Source organism: Ignatzschineria sp. PL_is040 (assembly GCF_055813795.1).
Genome location: NZ_JBVPGU010000001.1, coordinates 580,950 through 598,183, shown reverse-complemented (window position 1 = coordinate 598,183; position 17,234 = coordinate 580,950). Strand labels below are relative to the sequence as shown.

The following is a 17,234-nucleotide window of genomic DNA, read 5'->3' as shown; positions in this document are numbered from 1 at the left end:
TGTTGGAATATGGGTTTGAGGAATATTAGTGTGAGCAGAGGCAAAAGTGATTGTATTAGGAATTGAAAGTTCATGTGATGAGACAGGTGTCGCCATTTATGATGGGGCAGAGAGGAAGTTGTTAGCACATCAGCTCTACTCCCAAATTGCTTTGCATGCTCAATATGGTGGTGTGGTACCAGAGTTAGCATCGAGAGATCATATTCGTAAGCTCCCCCTTTTAGTCAATGCTGCAATTGAAGAGGCGGGAATTAATCTTCATGATTTAGAGGGAATCGCTTTTACGCGAGGGCCTGGTTTAATCGGCGCGTTGATGGTTGCGGCAACTTACGCTCAAGGTTTAGGGTTAGCGCTTAATATTCCTATTTTGGGTGTTAATCATATGGAAGCTCATCTAATGGCGGTCATGTTAGAGGAGGAGCGGCCAGAATATCCCTTTGTAACGTTATTGGTTTCCGGGGGGCATACGCAACTTGTCTTAGTGCGTGATTTTGGTGATTATGAACTTTTAGGTGAGAGCCTTGATGATGCAGTTGGGGAAGCCTTTGATAAAACAGCAAAGATAATGGGACTTCCTTATCCAGGAGGCCCAGAATTAGCAAAGCTGGCTGAAAAGGGTGATCCTACTCGTTACCACTTTCCACGACCGATGGTGAATCGCCCGGGGTTAGAGTTTAGTTTTAGCGGTATTAAAACAAAGGCTTTATTGACGATTGAAGAGGCAACTGAAGATGACTACCCTGATATTGCTGCTGCATTTCAGGAAGCATTAATCGATACTTTGATTCAAAAATCTTTAAGAGCACTAAAGCTGACCGGTGCTAAAAATTTAGTGGTATCGGGGGGCGTAGGTGCCAATCAGCATCTTCGCGCAGAGCTGAGACGTTTAAGTGGCGTTAAAGATTTTAAGGTCTATTTTCCTCGATCAGAGTTTTGTACGGATAATGGTGCAATGGTTGCTTATCTAGGATGTGAACGCTTGAGTCGAGGTGAAGAGAGTGAATCTGTAAAGCTTTTAGCTCGTTGGCCGATCGACCAGTTAACAGAGCGGGATGCCAAGGAGTAGAGGGATGGATCGTTATCGTAGACGTTGGCAGGAGTTATTACCTCAAGAGCGATTAGGTGTGGAGGTCAAGCAGGGGGTGCAGAGTTATCGTACCGATTTCCAGAAAGATTTCGATCGTCTTATCTTCTCTGCTGCTTTTAGACGTCTTCAAGATAAAACACAGGTTTTCCCTTTAGCGCAGACCGATTATGTTCGAACTCGCTTAACACATAGTTTAGAGGTTAGTAGTGTCTGTCGCAGTTTAGGTTCTCTACTTGGAGAGCATCTAGCACGTAAGGATGCGCTCTTTGAGATGACGCCTGCTGATTTAGGGGCAATTATGGCAGCGGGTGCTTTAGCACATGATATCGGTAATCCGCCATTTGGTCATGCCGGTGAGGAGGCTATTAGCCGTTTTTTTAAACGTAACAGTATTGGGCGTGATGTTTTAGCGCAGATGAAGCCTGAAGAACAAGCTGATTTTCTAGCTTTTGAGGGAAACGCTCAAGCCTTTCGGGTTTTGACAAAGTTGCAAAACTCTACTAATAGAGGTGGATTACAGCTTTCAATCCCAGTTTTAGCATCAATCTTAAAATATCCCTGTGCAAGTCTACATAAACCCCGTGATGAAAATGTAGCATTTAAGAAATTTAATTACTTTCAATCAGAAAAAAAGCTCTTTTCGGAGGTAGCGCGTGCATCTTCAATGACGCCTCACCCGACAGTTGAGGGTGCTTGGTTTCGCCATCCTTTAGCATATCTATTAGAGGCGGCAGACGATATTTGTTACCATCTAGTAGATTTAGAGGATGCTTATCGTTTAAGATTATTAGGAAGTGAGCAAGTAGCCCATTTTTTAGAGTCTGTGATTACTAGTACGACAAAATTACCTGAAGAGAAATTGAGTCGTTTTACTCGATCGAAGGATCGGGTGGAGTATCTTAGAGCATTTGCGATAGGTCTACTTGTAGATCAGACAATAAAGGCTTTCATTGAGAATGAAGCAGCAATTTTAGAAGGGCGTTTTAGTAAGAGTCTGCTAGATCTTATTCCGGCATCAGCGTCACTTCGAGAGATTAAAGCTTATTCGCAAGCAAACGTCTATCACTCTGATACAGTTTTAGAGGTGGGAATTGCAGGATTTAAAGTTTTAGAGACTCTGCTAGAAGCTTTTACTGAGGCGGTTGAATTTGGAGAGAAGGGTGGGGCAAGAACTAAGATGTTGTTAAAGTTCCTGCCTGATCAGTTTTTCTGTGAAGGGAGAGCTATTAGTTCTGATCCATATAGGCGAGTGCAACAGGTTACAGACTTCGTTTCCGGAATGACTGATCGCTATGCGGTAAAAGTATTCAAAATGATTACGGGGGTTGATTTGCCTGTATAACTCTTGTTTAATATGCGCTGAACTGCGGAGGTTGGCGCTTCTTGCTTTGATACTATTTATTATTGATAGATATCAAGACACAACTGCTTGATTCTAGTAAGATGATGGCTCGAGTAACATTAGTATGGGATGCATTTTTAAAATGATGTTTGTTAAATTTTGGGGGAACTATGGGACAAAGTAAAAGTCTTCATGATCATTATGAGTACGGAGTAATCCGTGGGCTCGTAGTTAGTACTCTGTTTTTTGGAGCACTAGGATTATCTGCTGGACTTTGGGCGGCGTTAGAGCTGACCTGGCCAGTATTAAACTTTGATTTGCCAGGACTAACGTTCGGGCGCCTTAGACCTGTTCATACCACTTTAGTTATCTTTGGTATGGGGGGATCTGCATTAATCGGTACATCTTTCTATGTTGTGCAGAGAACATGTCAGGTAAGATTAGCCTATCCGGTCTTGGCATATATTGTATGGATTGGCTGGACAGTTGTATTTACATTGGTTCCGATCAGCTACATGATGGGTTACACTCAAGGTAAAGAGTATGCTGAATTTGAGTGGATCTTTGACTGGGCGGTAGCCGTTATCTGGTTGATGTATTTCTTTGTCTATGTCATGACAATTTTACGTCGTAAGCAGAAGCATATCTATGTTGCTAACTGGTTCTATCTTGCGTTTATCCTCGCGACGACACTTCTCCATGTGTTTAACAACATCTCGATTCCTGTATTTGGCGCAGAGGGTTTAAAATCTTATAACGTATTTAGCGGTATGCAGGATGCAATGGTGCAATGGTGGTATGGACATAACGCTGTTGGCTTCATCTTAACAGTTGCGTTCCTTGGTATGATGTATTACTTCGTACCGAAAGAAGCGGGTCGTCCGATCTACTCATATCGCCTTTCAATTGTTCACTTCTGGGCATTAACCTTCCTATATATGTGGGCTGGTGCGCATCACTTGCATTGGACTTCACTTCCAGACTGGGTGAGCTCACTCTCTGCAACATTCTCCATTATTCTTCTTCTTCCTTCATGGGGTGGAATGATTAACGGTATCATGACCTTATCAGGTGCATGGGATTCAATCCGTACTAATCCAATTATCCGCTTCATGGTTGTATCTCTCTCCTTCTATGGTATGAGTACGTTTGAAGGTCCATTGATGAGTCTTCGTTCTGTTAATGCACTCTCTCACTATACCGACTGGACAGTAGGTCACGTTCATGCGGGTGCATTAGGATGGGTTGCGATGATTACATTCGCGTCACTCTACCACATGGTTCCACGTGTGTTTGGTGGTAAGATCTGGAGCGAGCGCATGATCTTTGCTCACTTCTGGTTAGCGACGATTGGAATTGTAATCTACATTGTCTCTTTATGGGTTGCGGGTATCGGTCAAGGTATGATGTTACGTGCATTTAACCCTGAGTATGGAACACTTGCATACGAATTTATTGAAACAGTTAAGTTTATGCATACTCCGTATATCTTCAGAGCAATTGGTGGTGGCATGTTCTTATTGGGTGCTGTTCTTATGATCATTAACTTTGTAATGACAATGATTGTAGGTACTCGTGCTCAAGCGGATAACAATGCGTTAATCCCTGATGCAAAAGCTCATGCGTAATTAGGAGAAAATTTTAATGATTAAACATGAACGTTTAGAAAAAAATACAGGGCTTTTACTTCTCTTCACACTTGCGGTGATTAGTATCGGTGGGTTGATCGAGATTGTTCCACTCTTCTATATTGATGGAACGATCGAAGAGGTGAAGAAGAACGTTACAGAAGTAAAGCTTGATGAGAACTTCCAACCCGTTCTTGATGAAAATGGTAATGCGGTGATGGTAACGCGTGAAGTAGATGCGATCCGTCCTTATACACCATTAGAGTTTTTAGGTCGTAATATCTATGTAGCGGAAGGTTGCTATAACTGTCACTCACAACAGATTCGTCCTATGCAGGATGAGTATGAGCGTTATGGTCACTACTCATTAGCAGCTGAGTCTCAATTTGATAAGCCATTCCAATGGGGATCACGTCGTATTGGGCCAGACCTTGCTCGTGTGGGCGGTAAAATGGATAACCAATGGCACGTAGATCACTTGGTAGATCCAAAAAGTCGTGTTCCAGCATCGATTATGCCTAAATATCCTTGGTTGCTTGAAGATGATCTCTACTATGCCGATGTTAAGGAGCACTTAAGTGCAGCACGTATTGCAGGTGTGCCTTACTCGAAGACAGAAGAGGAATATCAGGCAAACATAGAGCGCTTTGGTGTTGATGTAGCCAATATGCTTGTTATTGACCTTGCGGCACAAAACTTGGAAGCACAGGCAGCTGCAGGAAATTATGATATGAATCCTGATCGTCTCACTAAAATGGATGCAATTGTTGCTTACCTTCAGGTATTAGGAACAATGGTTGAGTTTAAAGAAGACCAGGGTATCGAGTTTAGTGAGTTCCGTTAATTTAGAGGAGAATGTGTGATGATGGATTTCTTTATGTGGTTTACAGACTTAGGTAATAGTAAAACCTTAGCAGCTGTTATCTTCTTTGCTGTCTTTATCGGAATTATCATCTACACATTCACCGGTAAAGCTCGGAAAAAACGATTTGATGAATATCGATATATTCCATTTATGGATGATGAAGAGTTTCTCTTTGATCAGAAAGAGCAGAAAGAAAAAACTCAAGATCAAAGCAATGGACACAAATAAGTGAAAGATCTCTTCATGGTCAAAGTGACTGAGGAATAAAATAATGAGTGAAAACACAAATAAGAAAGATTTAAACAACGCAGAGGTAGAAACAACCGGTCACGTATGGGACGGTGACCTCCAGGAGTATAATAATCCTCTCCCTAGATGGTGGCTATATGCTTTCTATGGAACGATTATCTTCTCTATTGGCTACTGGATTCTCTTTCCAACTTGGCCAATGGCGAATGGTTATACCAAAGGGGTTTATAAAGTTGAGATTGAGAGACCTGTTGAGCAACAGTCAGGTGATCTACTCGTAGATGTAGAAGATGCAGATAATGCGCAGATGGAGCGTGTAAAAGTTCACTGGACAACACGTACAAGACTTGTCAATGAACTACAATCATCTCCTGAAGCATTAAAGCGTCATGAGCATTTCTCTGAGTTAATGGCTAAAACAGAGGAAGAGATTATCAATGATCCCAATATGATTAAGTTTGCGGAAAATGCAGGTAAAACATTGTTTGTTGATAACTGTGCAACATGTCATGGTCCACAAGCGCAAGGAATCGTTGGTCTCTATCCTAACCTGAATGATGATAACTGGCTTTGGGGTGGTAGTTTAGCGCAGATCGAGGAGACAATTACTAAAGGTCGTCGTGGTAACATGCCCGCTGGTAAATTAACGATGACTCCTCAAGAGATTGAAGATGTTGCTAAATATACCTTAACACTCTCTAATAACTATACTCCCGATGAAGCAACGTCACGTGGTGAAGAGCTCTTCTTTGGTAAAGGTGCATGTTTTACATGTCACGTAGACTTTACAAAAGATCCGCGTAAGGCGCAGGGTAATCCGCTTCTTGGAGCACCTAACTTGACTGACCAGATCTGGGAGATTGTAGATATTAATTCAAAAGAGACTCCAGAAGAGAAGGTTGCGGCAATTATCCCACAAATTCGTGACGGGGTTGATCCTAATACTACGAACCGTGTGATGCCGGCTTGGGAATCTCGTTTAAGCCCAGAGCAGATTCGTGCATTAGCTGTCTATGTTCACCAATTAGGTGGAAATAGTGCGGAAGAGTCTAATCAATAAGCTCTCTTAATGGAGTGACGAGATGGTTGTAGTATAGATACTTTCAGAGCTCCATTAAAAAGATCTTCAAAGGCCCTTTATGTTAGTAAAGGGCCTTTTTATTGATTTAGAACGTAAAAAATGATTTCCTTTCTGGGAACACTTAAGATTTTTATCAAATTTGGTTATAATGGATCCCTTATAAAATCATTAGCTCATAAAGGATGAAGAGAGTGGCAAATAATCTATCAGAGCAGAACAATACAACTCCAAGCAGTGATTCACTTTATGCAAAACGTATTCCTATCTACCCCCGTAGTGTCAAGGGGAAGTTTAGAACCTTTAAAAGTTCCGTTTTAGCATTAGCGTTTCTTGTCTTCTATTTACTACCTTGGGTGCCATGGGATAGGGGGCCGGGGCTACCAGGGCAGGCAGTCGTATTTGATTTAACGGCAAAGACCTTCTATATCTTTAGCTTACCTGTCGATATTCAAAATATATTCTGGCTAGCGGGTGTCTTAGCTATTTTTGCTTTCTCACTCTTCTTTGTAACCGCTGTTTTAGGCCGGGTATTCTGTGGTTACTTCTGTTTCCAGACACTTTGGACTGATGCATTCATTATGATTGAGAGCGTTATCCAAGGAAATCGTAATGCACGTAAACGTCTGCATGAAGGTCCATGGAATGGAGAGAAAATTAGCAAAATCGGTTTAACCTGGTTGGTATGGTTGATTTTTGCGGCCTGGACAGGGTTTACATTTACCTCTTATTGGATGCCGGCACCGGAGCTCATAAAGGTTGTATTTGTTGGTAAAGCTCCTTTTGCGGCCTATGGTACGATCGCCTTTATTACAGCAGCAACTTTTATTATGGCAGGTTTCTCTCGTGAGCAAGTCTGTACCTATATGTGTCCTTATGCTCGTTTCCAAGGGGTGATGTTCGATAAAGATACGCTCGTTGTTACTTATGATGAAGCAAGAGGGGAGAGAACGAAAGGCAGAGCGAAGCCAACAAAAGCTTTAAGAGATCGTGATACACGTATTGAAGAAGGTTATGGTGATTGTATTGACTGTGATCTATGTGTACAGGTCTGTCCTGCAGGAATCGATATCCGTGATGGAATCAACTATCGCTGTATTACGTGTGGTCTCTGTATTGATGCTTGTCACAATATGATGACTAGCCTTAAATATCCGACGGGATTAATACGTTATGCTTCTGAAAATAGTTTAGAGGGCAAAAAGACTAATTACTTTACACCAAGAAATATTGGTTATGGTATTGTAATCATCATTGTTGCAGCGATATTAGCGTGGAGCGTTTCACATCGAGATGTTGCACACTATATTGTTGAATCAACCCGTAAACCGCCAACACTTTTAAGTGATGGTCGACTTCAGAATACTTACGAATTGAAGTTCAATAACTTAACGCTTGAACCACAAAAAATCCATGTCGCAGTAGAGGATGAGGGTTATGAGTTAGCAATGCGTTTTAATGATATTGTCTTAAAGCCAGGTCAGCGTGTTGCCCTCAATGGTGCAGTTCGTAAGGATAAGAATGTTGCATTTATTCCGAAGGTTACCTTTAATGTTACCGTTTCTGATCCAGAAACAGGGGATATTATTGATAAACAGCAGATGAAAGCGATATTTCTTGAAAGATAAAAGAGGATTAATTTAAGTCTATGAATGAGACTGTAGCAATAATGCTGCTCGGTATCGCCTCCGTATTAGTAGCCTGTATTATTTTACACAGGCTACTAAGATTTACACCGTTACAGGCAGCGAGTATTACAGCACTGATGGGAATAGCGGTAGTTGTTCCTTTCTCTATTTTACATTGGCGTGGTGGTGATGTCTTTACACTCTATATCACCTGTAATCTGCTAACTTCATTTGCATACTATCTTATTGCTTCTGGCGGTATGAAGAGCCTTCGCGATAAAGATGGTAAACGTATGCATTGGGCGCCAATTACGATATTGGGCTTCTTCTTAGTCTTAACGATTCAAAATGGTGCTTTTGTCGTGATGGCAGAGAAGGGATTGATCTTTAAAACAAATGCTGAAGACACTTTTGTGAGTACAAGATTCCCAGGGGAGGTTCCTAATGCCTATCACAAAAAAGAGGCTTATTATAATGCTTATCAGAAGCGTCTTTTGGAGCAAGAGAAGCGTGGTTGGCAGGTGAAGTTTGGTTTTGCAGAAACGCCTTTTGTAGGTCAGGATAACTTCTTTGTTGTTCAGCTTTTAGATAAAGAAGGGAACCCATTGGAGAATGCCGAAGTTGTGGCGAAGTTCACCCGTTCTGCTGAGCAAGAATTAAATAGATCTTTTAATCTTGAAATGTCAGAACCTGGTTTGTATTCTGTGCCGATTAGTTTGCCGAGAATAGGACCTTGGGGTTTAGAACTTGATATTCTTAAGGGTGAGGATCGACATGAGTTGGTAGGGCGAACCCTAGTCAACTGTCCACCCGATATGGAGTGTAAGTTAGAAGAGCGTCTTAGAGTACATTGATAGCTTAAGGTCTCTAATTAGCCATTGAAGGTTAAGTTATGATGTAACAAGAAGAACAAGATATTGATAGGGGAAAGAGCAGGAATGCTCTTTTTCTTTATCTCCCTTTTTAAGTTTTAATTAAATTTCAAAAAAGTCTTCGGAGAGATTTTTTCAGAAGAGTTTTTTTTAATAATACTTTTGGTAGGTATCTTTAAGCGTTATGGTCGCTCTTTGGTGCTTTGGCTATTTTACTCTCTCTGCTCAGGATGCATCATTAGTTGAGTTAGGGAATGCGGCAAAAGATGGTTGTATAAAGGCCAATGAATAGGATTAAATCATTGTGATGATGCCGGATGCTTTATACTACGCTATAGGCTTTAGGATAGGTGTGTTTTTAATGGAGTTGATATTTTAATGAGTGAGAAGGGTACCCAATTACAATGTTACCATTGTGAGCTACCGATTAAGGGTAAAGCTCCCTTTATGGCAGTGATTCAATCAGAAGAGCAACCGATGTGTTGCGCTGGCTGTAAAGCAGTTGCTGAGATGATCGATCAGACGGGATTAACGCGTTACTATGATTTTCGGTCTGAGGCAGCAGAACGTCCCGATACAGCACCTAACTTAATTCCCGATGAATTACGACAACAGATGCACTTTTATGATCATCCCGATGTTGCCGTACAATTTATTACTAAATCAAAGAATAAACAGGATAAAGAGATCTTTGAAGCCTATCTTATTATCGATAAGATTACTTGTGCCGCTTGTGTTTGGTTGCTAGAAAATAGTATCAAACGTATTAAGGGTGTCGAACGATTTGATATCAACTTGACAACTCATCGCGCTCACTTAAGCTTTGACCCTTCAGTTGTGAAAATCTCAGAGATTTTGATTGAGATTCTCAATTTAGGTTATCAAGGAACCCCCTATGATGAACAGATTGAGCAGAAGAATCTAAAGAGAGAGTGGCGTTCACTATTGATGGAGTTTGGGATTGCCGCACTCTTTTCAATGCAGGTAATGACTATTTCCGTTGCACTCTATTTTGGTCATTATTCAGAAGATATGAGCGATAGCTCTTACCATCTATTACGCTGGTTTAGTCTCTTTGCCACCATTCCTTGTGCCACCTATTCGAGTCGTAGCTTCTATAAAGCGATGTACCATGATTTGCGCAGTGGCCGGTTAACAATGAATGTAAATATTTCGATTGCAGTCATTGCCGGAACTTTATGGAGTGGTTATAACACCTACATGGGGATTGGTGAAACCTATTATGAAGGGGTCACAATGTTTGTCTTCCTTCTTTTAGGAGCAAGAGTATTGGAGACAAGCGCACGCCATAAGTCGTTATTGATCTCTGATGATATCTTAAAGCTCAAGCCGAACTTTGCTGAAAGAATCGCAGAAGATGGCTCTTTGGAGCTTGTCTCTACCAATCGTTTAAATGTGGGGGATGTTCTTCTGATAAAGCCGGGTGATAGTATCCCGGTTGATGGGGTCTTGCTCGATAATATCGCAATGGTCGATGAATCTCTCTTATCAGGAGAGAGCCTTCCGCTAGAGAAGCATCAAGGCGATCGTCTTATTGGAGGGTCAGTGAACTATGAACAGCCGTTACGGATGGAAGTTTTAACGGTAGGTGCCGAGACTGTTCTTTCTAAAATGTCGCGCTTAATAGATCGTTCTATGAGTGAAAAGCCGAAGATCGCTAAATTAGCTGATATTATCTCCACCTACTTTGTGATCGGATTACTACTCTGCTGTGTGGGAACATTTACAGTTTGGTACTTTCTAGCAGATGCCCCGACAGCATTTGGGGTTACGCTTGCTGTTTTAGTTGTCTCTTGCCCCTGCGCGCTCGCTTTAGCGACTCCTTCTGCATTAAGTGCCGGCAATCAGGCGATTATTGAGAAGGGGTTAATCGCAACACGAGCCGGAGCATTAGAGACCTTAGGGAAAGTGACCGATATTGTTTTTGATAAAACAGGGACCCTGACAGAAGGTCGCTTAACGATTAATGAGATACTTCTCTATACCGATCAATATAGCGAGTTTGAATTGACGAAAGTTGCCGCAAGTTTAGAGGCGACTTCGAACCATCCTATCGCCTACGGTTTTAATGAGTGGGCATATGAGAATCAAGCTGAGCTCTACACGGTAGATATTATTGAGAATGTTGTAGGTCGAGGTATTAAGGGAGAAATCAACGGTATCAACTATAAAATTGGTCGTCTTGATTGGTTTGATCTTAGCGAATATGAAGGAAAATTTGATTCTGGCTTATGGGTCGGCTTAGGAATCGGCGATCAACTCTTAGTAGCTTACTCTCTACTAGATCAACTTAAAGATGATACTCAAGAGGTGGTTGAAGCTTTAAGAGCGCAAGGTTACCGTCTGCATATCTTAAGTGGGGATCGACAAACGACGGTTGATCTCTTTAATGAGGCACTGAAGATCGAAGATGCGCGTGGGGATCTTCTTCCCGAGGGGAAATTGGCTCGAGTTGAAGAGTTGCAAGCATCGGGTGCGATTGTGGCGATGCTTGGGGATGGGATTAATGATGGTCCGGTTTTAGCTAAGGCAGATGTCTCCATTGCAATTGGTCAAGGAGCACTGTTAGCTCAATCGACAGCAGATATGATTTTGATGAGTGATCAACATTTAATGCCACTAGTAGAGGGGGTTAAATTAGCGAAAAGAACCGATAAAATTATTACGCAAAATCTCTTTTGGGCGTTATTATATAATATCGTTGCTATACCATGCGCAATGACAGGCTTTGTCTTGCCTTGGATGGCAGCACTCGGAATGAGTTTAAGCTCATTAATAGTAGTAGGCAATACACTCAGAATTAGGGAGGGCCGAAACCGATGAGTCCGCTATTTATATTACTACCATTAACATTAGTGGGAATGGTAGTAGCAGGTTACGCATTTATTTGGGCTGTTCGCTCAGATCAATTCGATGATATGGAAGGTCCTGCTTATCAGATCCTTTTTGATGAGGATGAGAGACCTCTTGATCAAGAGGAGAAGAGGGCAGAAGAGACTTCCAGCGAGCCTTTAAAGAGAGAAGAAGGCTCTCTAGTAAAGAAAGACTCGAAAGATGAGGGTTCACTTACGGCAGAAGAAAGGTTAAAAGATGAAGATAGATGATAAGACAGTAGAATGGTTGGCATTTTTGGCCCATCTACAGATTAGTGAGGATAAAATTGAAACACAGAAATTGCGTCTTGAGAATATGGCGGAAGTCATTCGAGCGATACGCGATGTAGAGACTGAAGGCATCGCGCCAATGACCAATCCCTTTGATGCGACTTTAACATTACGTGCCGATGTAGTGACTGTCAAAAATGAGCGTGATGAGTTACAAAAACTAGCGCAGAATGTTGAAGATGGTCTATATCTTGTTCCTCAAGTCATTGAATAGAAGAGTGTTATCATGCATACAAAAACAATTTCAGAGCTTCGCCTTCAGTTAGAGAAGGGGGAAGTTTCAGCGGCGGAAGTTACGCAATACTTTCAAGATAGAATTAAAAAATATGATTCACAGATCAATAGTTTTATTACAACCACTTTTGATCAGGCAGAAGCAGATGCTGAAAAAGCAGATCAGATCTTAAAAAATGGAGAAGGGAAGCTATTGACAGGAATTCCTATCGCGCATAAGGATCTGGTCTCGACTAAAGGTGTCTTAACGACAGCAGCATCGAAGATGTTAAGTAATTATGTTCCTCCTTTTGATGCGACAATTGTAGAACGATTAGAGAATCATGGTGCAATTTCATTAGGTAAGGTCAATATGGATGAGTTCGCGATGGGCTCAACCGGTGGCACTAGTTACTACGGAATTACTAATAACCCATGGAATCTTGATCATGTTGCGGGAGGATCATCTAGTGGTTCTGCTGCGGCTGTAGCTGCCGGTTTAGTTCTTGCCGCAACGGGTTCAGATACGGGGGGATCTATTCGTCAACCTGCAAGCTTTTGTGGTGTAACGGGAATTAAACCGACCTATGGCCGTGTTTCTCGTTATGGACTTGTCCCTTTTGCTTCCTCTTTAGACCAAGCCGGTGTATTAGCAAAGAGTGCAGAAGATTGTGCTTTAGTTTTAGAGGGAATGGCGGGATTTGATCAGAAAGATCCAACTTCTATGGAGATCGAGTTACCTCACTTCTCCCAATCGCTCGATATGCCGCTAAAAGGTTTAAAAATGGCGCTTCCACGCAATTTCTTTGAAGGTGAGATGGATGCAGCAACAGCAAAAGCAATTGATGAGACGCTCGATATCTATCGTAAGTTAGGATTAGAGTTTGTTGAGGTGGAATTAAAATATCATGATCTTGTAACGCCGGTTTATTATGTTGTTGCACCGGCTGAAGCGGCAAGTAATCTTGCACGTTACGATGGAATTCGTTTTGGTTACCGTGCTGAAGATGTTCAAAACTTGGAAGAGCTCTATTGCCGTACTCGCTCTGAAGGTTTTGGTAATGAAGTAAAAAGCCGCATCTTAATGGGAACTTATGCAAAAACCGAGAAGCTCTATCAAGATTTCTACATTAAAGGGCAACAGATTCGTCGCTTGATTAGTGAAGAGTATCAATCGGTTCTTAAAGAGGTCGATTTTATTGCAGGTCCAACAGTTGCAGGTCCGGCATATAGTAAAAATCATAAAGCTTCGAGCATTCAAAACTCCCTCTTTGATACCAATCTCATTGGTGCAAATCTCGCAGGTTTACCGGCACTCAGTCATCCTATGGGTTTTAGTGATGGTATGCCGTTAGGCTTCCAAGTCATCGGTCGCGCATTTGATGAAGCGCGTTTGTTGGCAGTTGCTCATCAATATCAACAAAATAGTGATTGGCATAAAAAGATCCCAACAAATTTTGCATAAAGCTCTCTTAATCTTTGATGGGCCTTCTTTGATAAGTATTATTAAAGTCTCATAAAAAAGAGATAAAAGACTTATAAAAGTGTCATAAATAGGCGGTCAAAGAGTGAAGAAATTAAAGAGTTAATGGTGCAGGTAGATGAATTCAGTTTTACAAGTATGATGAGAGGTATTCAATGAGTTGGGAAGTTGTAATTGGACTAGAGGTCCATACTCAGTTAACAACAAAGACAAAATTATTTTCCGGTAGTAGTACGCTATATGGTCAACCACCTAATACACAGGCGGGAATCTTTGATATTGCACTACCGGGTGTATTACCACTATTAAATGATGCGGTAATTGATAAAGCGATTCGTTTAGCGATAGCAACTAACGCTAAGGTTCAGCAACGGACAATCTTTGAGCGTAAACACTACTTCTATCCAGATCTACCAAAGGGTTACCAGACAAGTCAGCTAGATGCGCCGATTGTTTATGATGGTTATCTGATGATTGAGACAGAAGCAGGTGAGAAGAAGATTCGTATTAATCGTGCTCACTTAGAAGAAGATGCCGGAAGTTCACGTCATGGGGAAGTCCCGGGAATGACAGGTATCGATCTGAATCGTGCGGGAACACCACTATTAGAGATTGTTTCGGAACCTGATCTTAATTCGGCAGAAGAGGCAATTAGCTACCTTAAGCAGCTTCATCAGATCGTAACATGGCTCGATATTAGTGATGGAAATATGCAGGAAGGTTCATTTAGATGTGATGCAAACGTCTCGGTAAGAAGAGCTGGTGAACCTTTAGGAACGCGAACAGAGTTGAAAAATATCAACTCGTTCCGCTTTATTGAGCAAGCGATCAATTATGAAGTTGCGCGTCAAATAAAGATTTTAGAGGCAGGTGGAACAATTACGCAAGAGACTCGTCTTTATGATTCAGACAAGAATGAGACTCGCTCTATGCGTGCAAAAGAGGAAGCGAATGATTATCGTTATTTCCATGATCCAGATCTTTTGCCTATTATTATCTCGGATGAGCGTATCGAAGCAGTTAAGGCTGCTTTTCCATTGATGCCAGAAGCTCTAAAATCGAAGTTAATGAGCGAATATGATCTTTCCGAGTATGATGCATCGATTATTATCCAATCGCGCGCTATGGCAGATTATTTTATGACGCTTCTTGCTCAAAAAGTGGATGCTAAAATGGCGGCGAATTGGTTATTAGGAGATGTCTCTGCTTACTTAAATGAGAAAGGCTTAAATATTACTCAATTGCCTATTACAGCTGAAGCCTTTGCCGGTCTTTTAGCAAGAATTGAGGATAAGACAATCTCTAACAATATTGCGAAAAAAGTCTTTGCCTTGATGATTGAGCGAGGTGATAGTGCTGATGCAGTAATTGAGGCAGAAGGCTTAAAACAAGTGACTGATAGTAGTGCAATTGAGGCTTGGGTTGATGAGGTAATTAGTAAAAACCCAAAACAGGTTGAACAATATCGCTCAGGACAGACAAAAATCTTAGGATTTTTTGTCGGTCAAGTGATGAAGTTGAGCCAAGGTAAGGCTGATCCTGCAATGATCAATGAATTGATTAAACAAAAATTGATCTAAATTTTTCAGTTATAACAGTATATTAACAATCTTATTTACGATCTTTTTAACGATCTTTTTTTAAGTAGTGAGATTACCGAAGACCTGGTGACGAAAGTCATCAGGTCTTTTTATTTCATCATTATTTTTATTTTTGCTATATTCTTTATATTGATTTCTGATATTGTATGTAATGCTAAAGATAAATGATTAATGTTTATTAATGTTAATCGGTGATTGATTAATGTTGTCTTTTGTGAAGAGAGTTGCTTGCTATCTATTTACTACTATTTATTAGTTTCTGTTAGTTTATATTTTTAATAATACTCTATTATTAATCTCTGTTTTTCTCTTTTTAGGATAGGAGTTATAACAGCGTGCCTTGTGGTAGGGGTGTAATAATCGGTTTTTACACTTTTAAGCTTTGAGGAAGCGTGAATACATTACATCAAATAGATCTTATTGGTTTTAATTAAATTCGATTAAATTCGATCAAATTCCTTTAGGTTTTATTAGATCTGAAATGTGTAATATAGAGTAGCGATAAGATGGAGGGAAGGGAAGATTATATGAGTGCCATTTGCTTATCAGTTTTTAGATTGAATCAAGATTGTACTGGAATATCAATTTTGATTGGGTCAACCGAGAGCGAATAAGGATAAATGGCAAGATTAAATGGTGTCTATCGATATTTAGTGTCGATAATAATATTGACGTAATAATGTCGACATAATATAGAGATTTCAATTATAACTTAATTGAAATTTTATTGTTAAGTTTGCTAATAAGCTTAAATATAACTATCAAGCCACTAAATATTTAATCTAAGGAATATTATCACCCTGTCCTAATTGTTGTCAGTTGCGCCCTTTTTGGGGTATGAAGGTCGCGACGCCTATAAAGATCACTAACATCATTAGTATTATTAAAAAAGTTTTTGAAGTTTTTTGAAAACTGAAAATCTTAAAATAAATCAATAAAAAATTAATAAAAGTTAATAAGAGATAGTAACGATTTAATGAGCTTATATTTGTAGTTTATCTCTCTAATGCAGATGAGATTTATAGCTTTAATAAAACACTTCGTCATGTTGCAAGAGTTATGCGGCATAAAGATGGAGTGAGCTTAAGATATGAATATGAAAAATGCATGAGATAAAGAGAGAAAGTGATGTTTAAATAAGGGGGTAAGTAATGATTCCTGTCGAAAGACATGAGGCAATTTTGGCACTTGTTGCTGAAAAAGGAATAGCGACGATTAATGAATTGATAGAGCTTTTAGGCGTATCACATATGACGATACGCCGAGATCTTCAAAAATTAGAACGTCAAGGGAAGGTAGTAACAGTCTCTGGTGGCGTAAAAGCTGCTGAGAAGCTATCGACACAGCTATCTTATAAAGTAAAAGAATCTTTGAATGAGGAGGGGCAACGGAAGATCGCACTTCTTGCAGCTGCAAGAATTCCAGATCAGAGTTGTATCTTTTTAGATTCAGGTTTAACAACTTTAGCGATTGCAAGAGAGATTAAGGGGCGTGATGATTTAACCATTATTACGAATGATTTTATAATCATGTTTTATCTGATTGAAAATGGAAAAGGTAAACTAATCCATACGGGAGGTACGGTCTGTCCTGTATCTAGTTGTAGTGTTGGGGAAGGAGCGGCACAAGGTATTCGAAATTATCTAATTGATATCGCCTTTGTGACAACCTCCTCTTGGAATGAGCGTGGGTTATCGGCAACCTCTGAAGATAAAGTTCCGATCAAAAAAGCGCTTCCCGATGTTGCTAAAAAATTGGTTCTAGTGGCGGATAGCACGCAGTATGGCAAAGTTAATACCTATTTCTCCTTGCCATTAAAACATTTTGATGAGGTGATTACAGATAAGCCTCTACCTGATGATATTACGGAGATTTTGCAAAATCATAAAATTAATCTGATTACAGATAATGCCGGGGCTGCTGCTTATTAAGTGTAAGTGGTAAAGCCCGCAGTTATAAAAGAGAAGATGATCAAGCCCATATTCTTCGTTAGAAAGTAATGA

Annotated in this window: 14 protein-coding genes; all 14 read left to right on the top strand. The window is 40.5% G+C overall.

Translation table 11 applies throughout. The annotated features are described in order from the left end of the window. Positions 1-46 precede the first annotated feature (46 nt). The 14 genes from tsaD to AC0SAP_RS02425 all read left to right on the top strand — a co-directional run bounded on the left by tsaD (position 47) and on the right by AC0SAP_RS02425 (position 17,162). Positions 47-1,066, top strand: a complete 1,020-nt coding sequence (tsaD, locus tag AC0SAP_RS02490; protein ID WP_473382750.1) for a tRNA (adenosine(37)-N6)-threonylcarbamoyltransferase complex transferase subunit TsaD — start codon at positions 47-49, stop codon at positions 1,064-1,066. A 4-nt stretch (positions 1,067-1,070) separates the two neighbouring features. Next, positions 1,071-2,429, top strand: a complete 1,359-nt coding sequence (locus AC0SAP_RS02485) for a deoxyguanosinetriphosphate triphosphohydrolase (protein WP_286480180.1) — start codon at positions 1,071-1,073, stop codon at positions 2,427-2,429. A 170-nt stretch (positions 2,430-2,599) separates the two neighbouring features. After that, on the top strand, positions 2,600-4,057 hold the full coding sequence (gene ccoN / locus AC0SAP_RS02480; protein WP_094567124.1) for a cytochrome-c oxidase, cbb3-type subunit I: 1,458 nt from the start codon (positions 2,600-2,602) through the stop codon (positions 4,055-4,057). 19 nt (positions 4,058-4,076) lie between these two features. Next, positions 4,077-4,901: a cytochrome-c oxidase, cbb3-type subunit II gene (ccoO, locus tag AC0SAP_RS02475; RefSeq protein WP_369828056.1), complete on the top strand. Its 825-nt coding sequence runs from the start codon at positions 4,077-4,079 to the stop codon at positions 4,899-4,901. Between the two features lie 18 nt (positions 4,902-4,919). Then, a complete protein-coding gene (locus AC0SAP_RS02470) occupies positions 4,920-5,150 on the top strand; it encodes a cbb3-type cytochrome oxidase subunit 3 (protein WP_286480160.1) in 231 nt (76 codons plus the stop codon). 43 nt (positions 5,151-5,193) lie between these two features. Continuing rightward, on the top strand, positions 5,194-6,231 hold the full coding sequence (locus tag AC0SAP_RS02465; protein WP_094567127.1) for a cbb3-type cytochrome c oxidase N-terminal domain-containing protein: 1,038 nt from the start codon (positions 5,194-5,196) through the stop codon (positions 6,229-6,231). 212 nt (positions 6,232-6,443) lie between these two features. Continuing rightward, positions 6,444-7,877: a cytochrome c oxidase accessory protein CcoG gene (gene ccoG / locus AC0SAP_RS02460; RefSeq protein WP_473382748.1), complete on the top strand. Its 1,434-nt coding sequence runs from the start codon at positions 6,444-6,446 to the stop codon at positions 7,875-7,877. Between the two features lie 20 nt (positions 7,878-7,897). Next, positions 7,898-8,731: a FixH family protein gene (locus AC0SAP_RS02455; RefSeq protein WP_473382746.1), complete on the top strand. Its 834-nt coding sequence runs from the start codon at positions 7,898-7,900 to the stop codon at positions 8,729-8,731. Between the two features lie 396 nt (positions 8,732-9,127). Next, a complete protein-coding gene (locus AC0SAP_RS02450) occupies positions 9,128-11,593 on the top strand; it encodes a heavy metal translocating P-type ATPase (RefSeq protein ID WP_473382745.1) in 2,466 nt (821 codons plus the stop codon). Beyond that, the gene (gene ccoS / locus AC0SAP_RS02445; RefSeq protein WP_473382744.1) at positions 11,590-11,874 is read left to right on the top strand and encodes a cbb3-type cytochrome oxidase assembly protein CcoS; all 285 of its coding nucleotides are present in this window, start codon (positions 11,590-11,592) and stop codon (positions 11,872-11,874) included. Before AC0SAP_RS02450 ends, ccoS begins: the two co-directional genes overlap by 4 nt. Next, on the top strand, positions 11,861-12,148 hold the full coding sequence (gene gatC / locus AC0SAP_RS02440; RefSeq protein WP_094567132.1) for an Asp-tRNA(Asn)/Glu-tRNA(Gln) amidotransferase subunit GatC: 288 nt from the start codon (positions 11,861-11,863) through the stop codon (positions 12,146-12,148). Before ccoS ends, gatC begins: the two co-directional genes overlap by 14 nt. A 12-nt stretch (positions 12,149-12,160) precedes the next feature. Next, positions 12,161-13,612 carry an Asp-tRNA(Asn)/Glu-tRNA(Gln) amidotransferase subunit GatA gene (gatA, locus tag AC0SAP_RS02435; RefSeq protein ID WP_473382742.1) on the top strand — a complete coding sequence of 484 codons (1,452 nt, stop codon included), beginning with the start codon at positions 12,161-12,163 and terminating at the stop codon, positions 13,610-13,612. A gap of 173 nt (positions 13,613-13,785) precedes the next feature. Continuing rightward, positions 13,786-15,210: an Asp-tRNA(Asn)/Glu-tRNA(Gln) amidotransferase subunit GatB gene (gene gatB, locus AC0SAP_RS02430; RefSeq protein ID WP_473382741.1), complete on the top strand. Its 1,425-nt coding sequence runs from the start codon at positions 13,786-13,788 to the stop codon at positions 15,208-15,210. A gap of 1,172 nt (positions 15,211-16,382) precedes the next feature. Further along, complete coding sequence (locus AC0SAP_RS02425; RefSeq protein ID WP_094567135.1) at positions 16,383-17,162, top strand: DeoR/GlpR family DNA-binding transcription regulator; 780 nt, start codon at positions 16,383-16,385, stop codon at positions 17,160-17,162. The last annotated feature ends 72 nt before the right edge of the window (positions 17,163-17,234 follow it).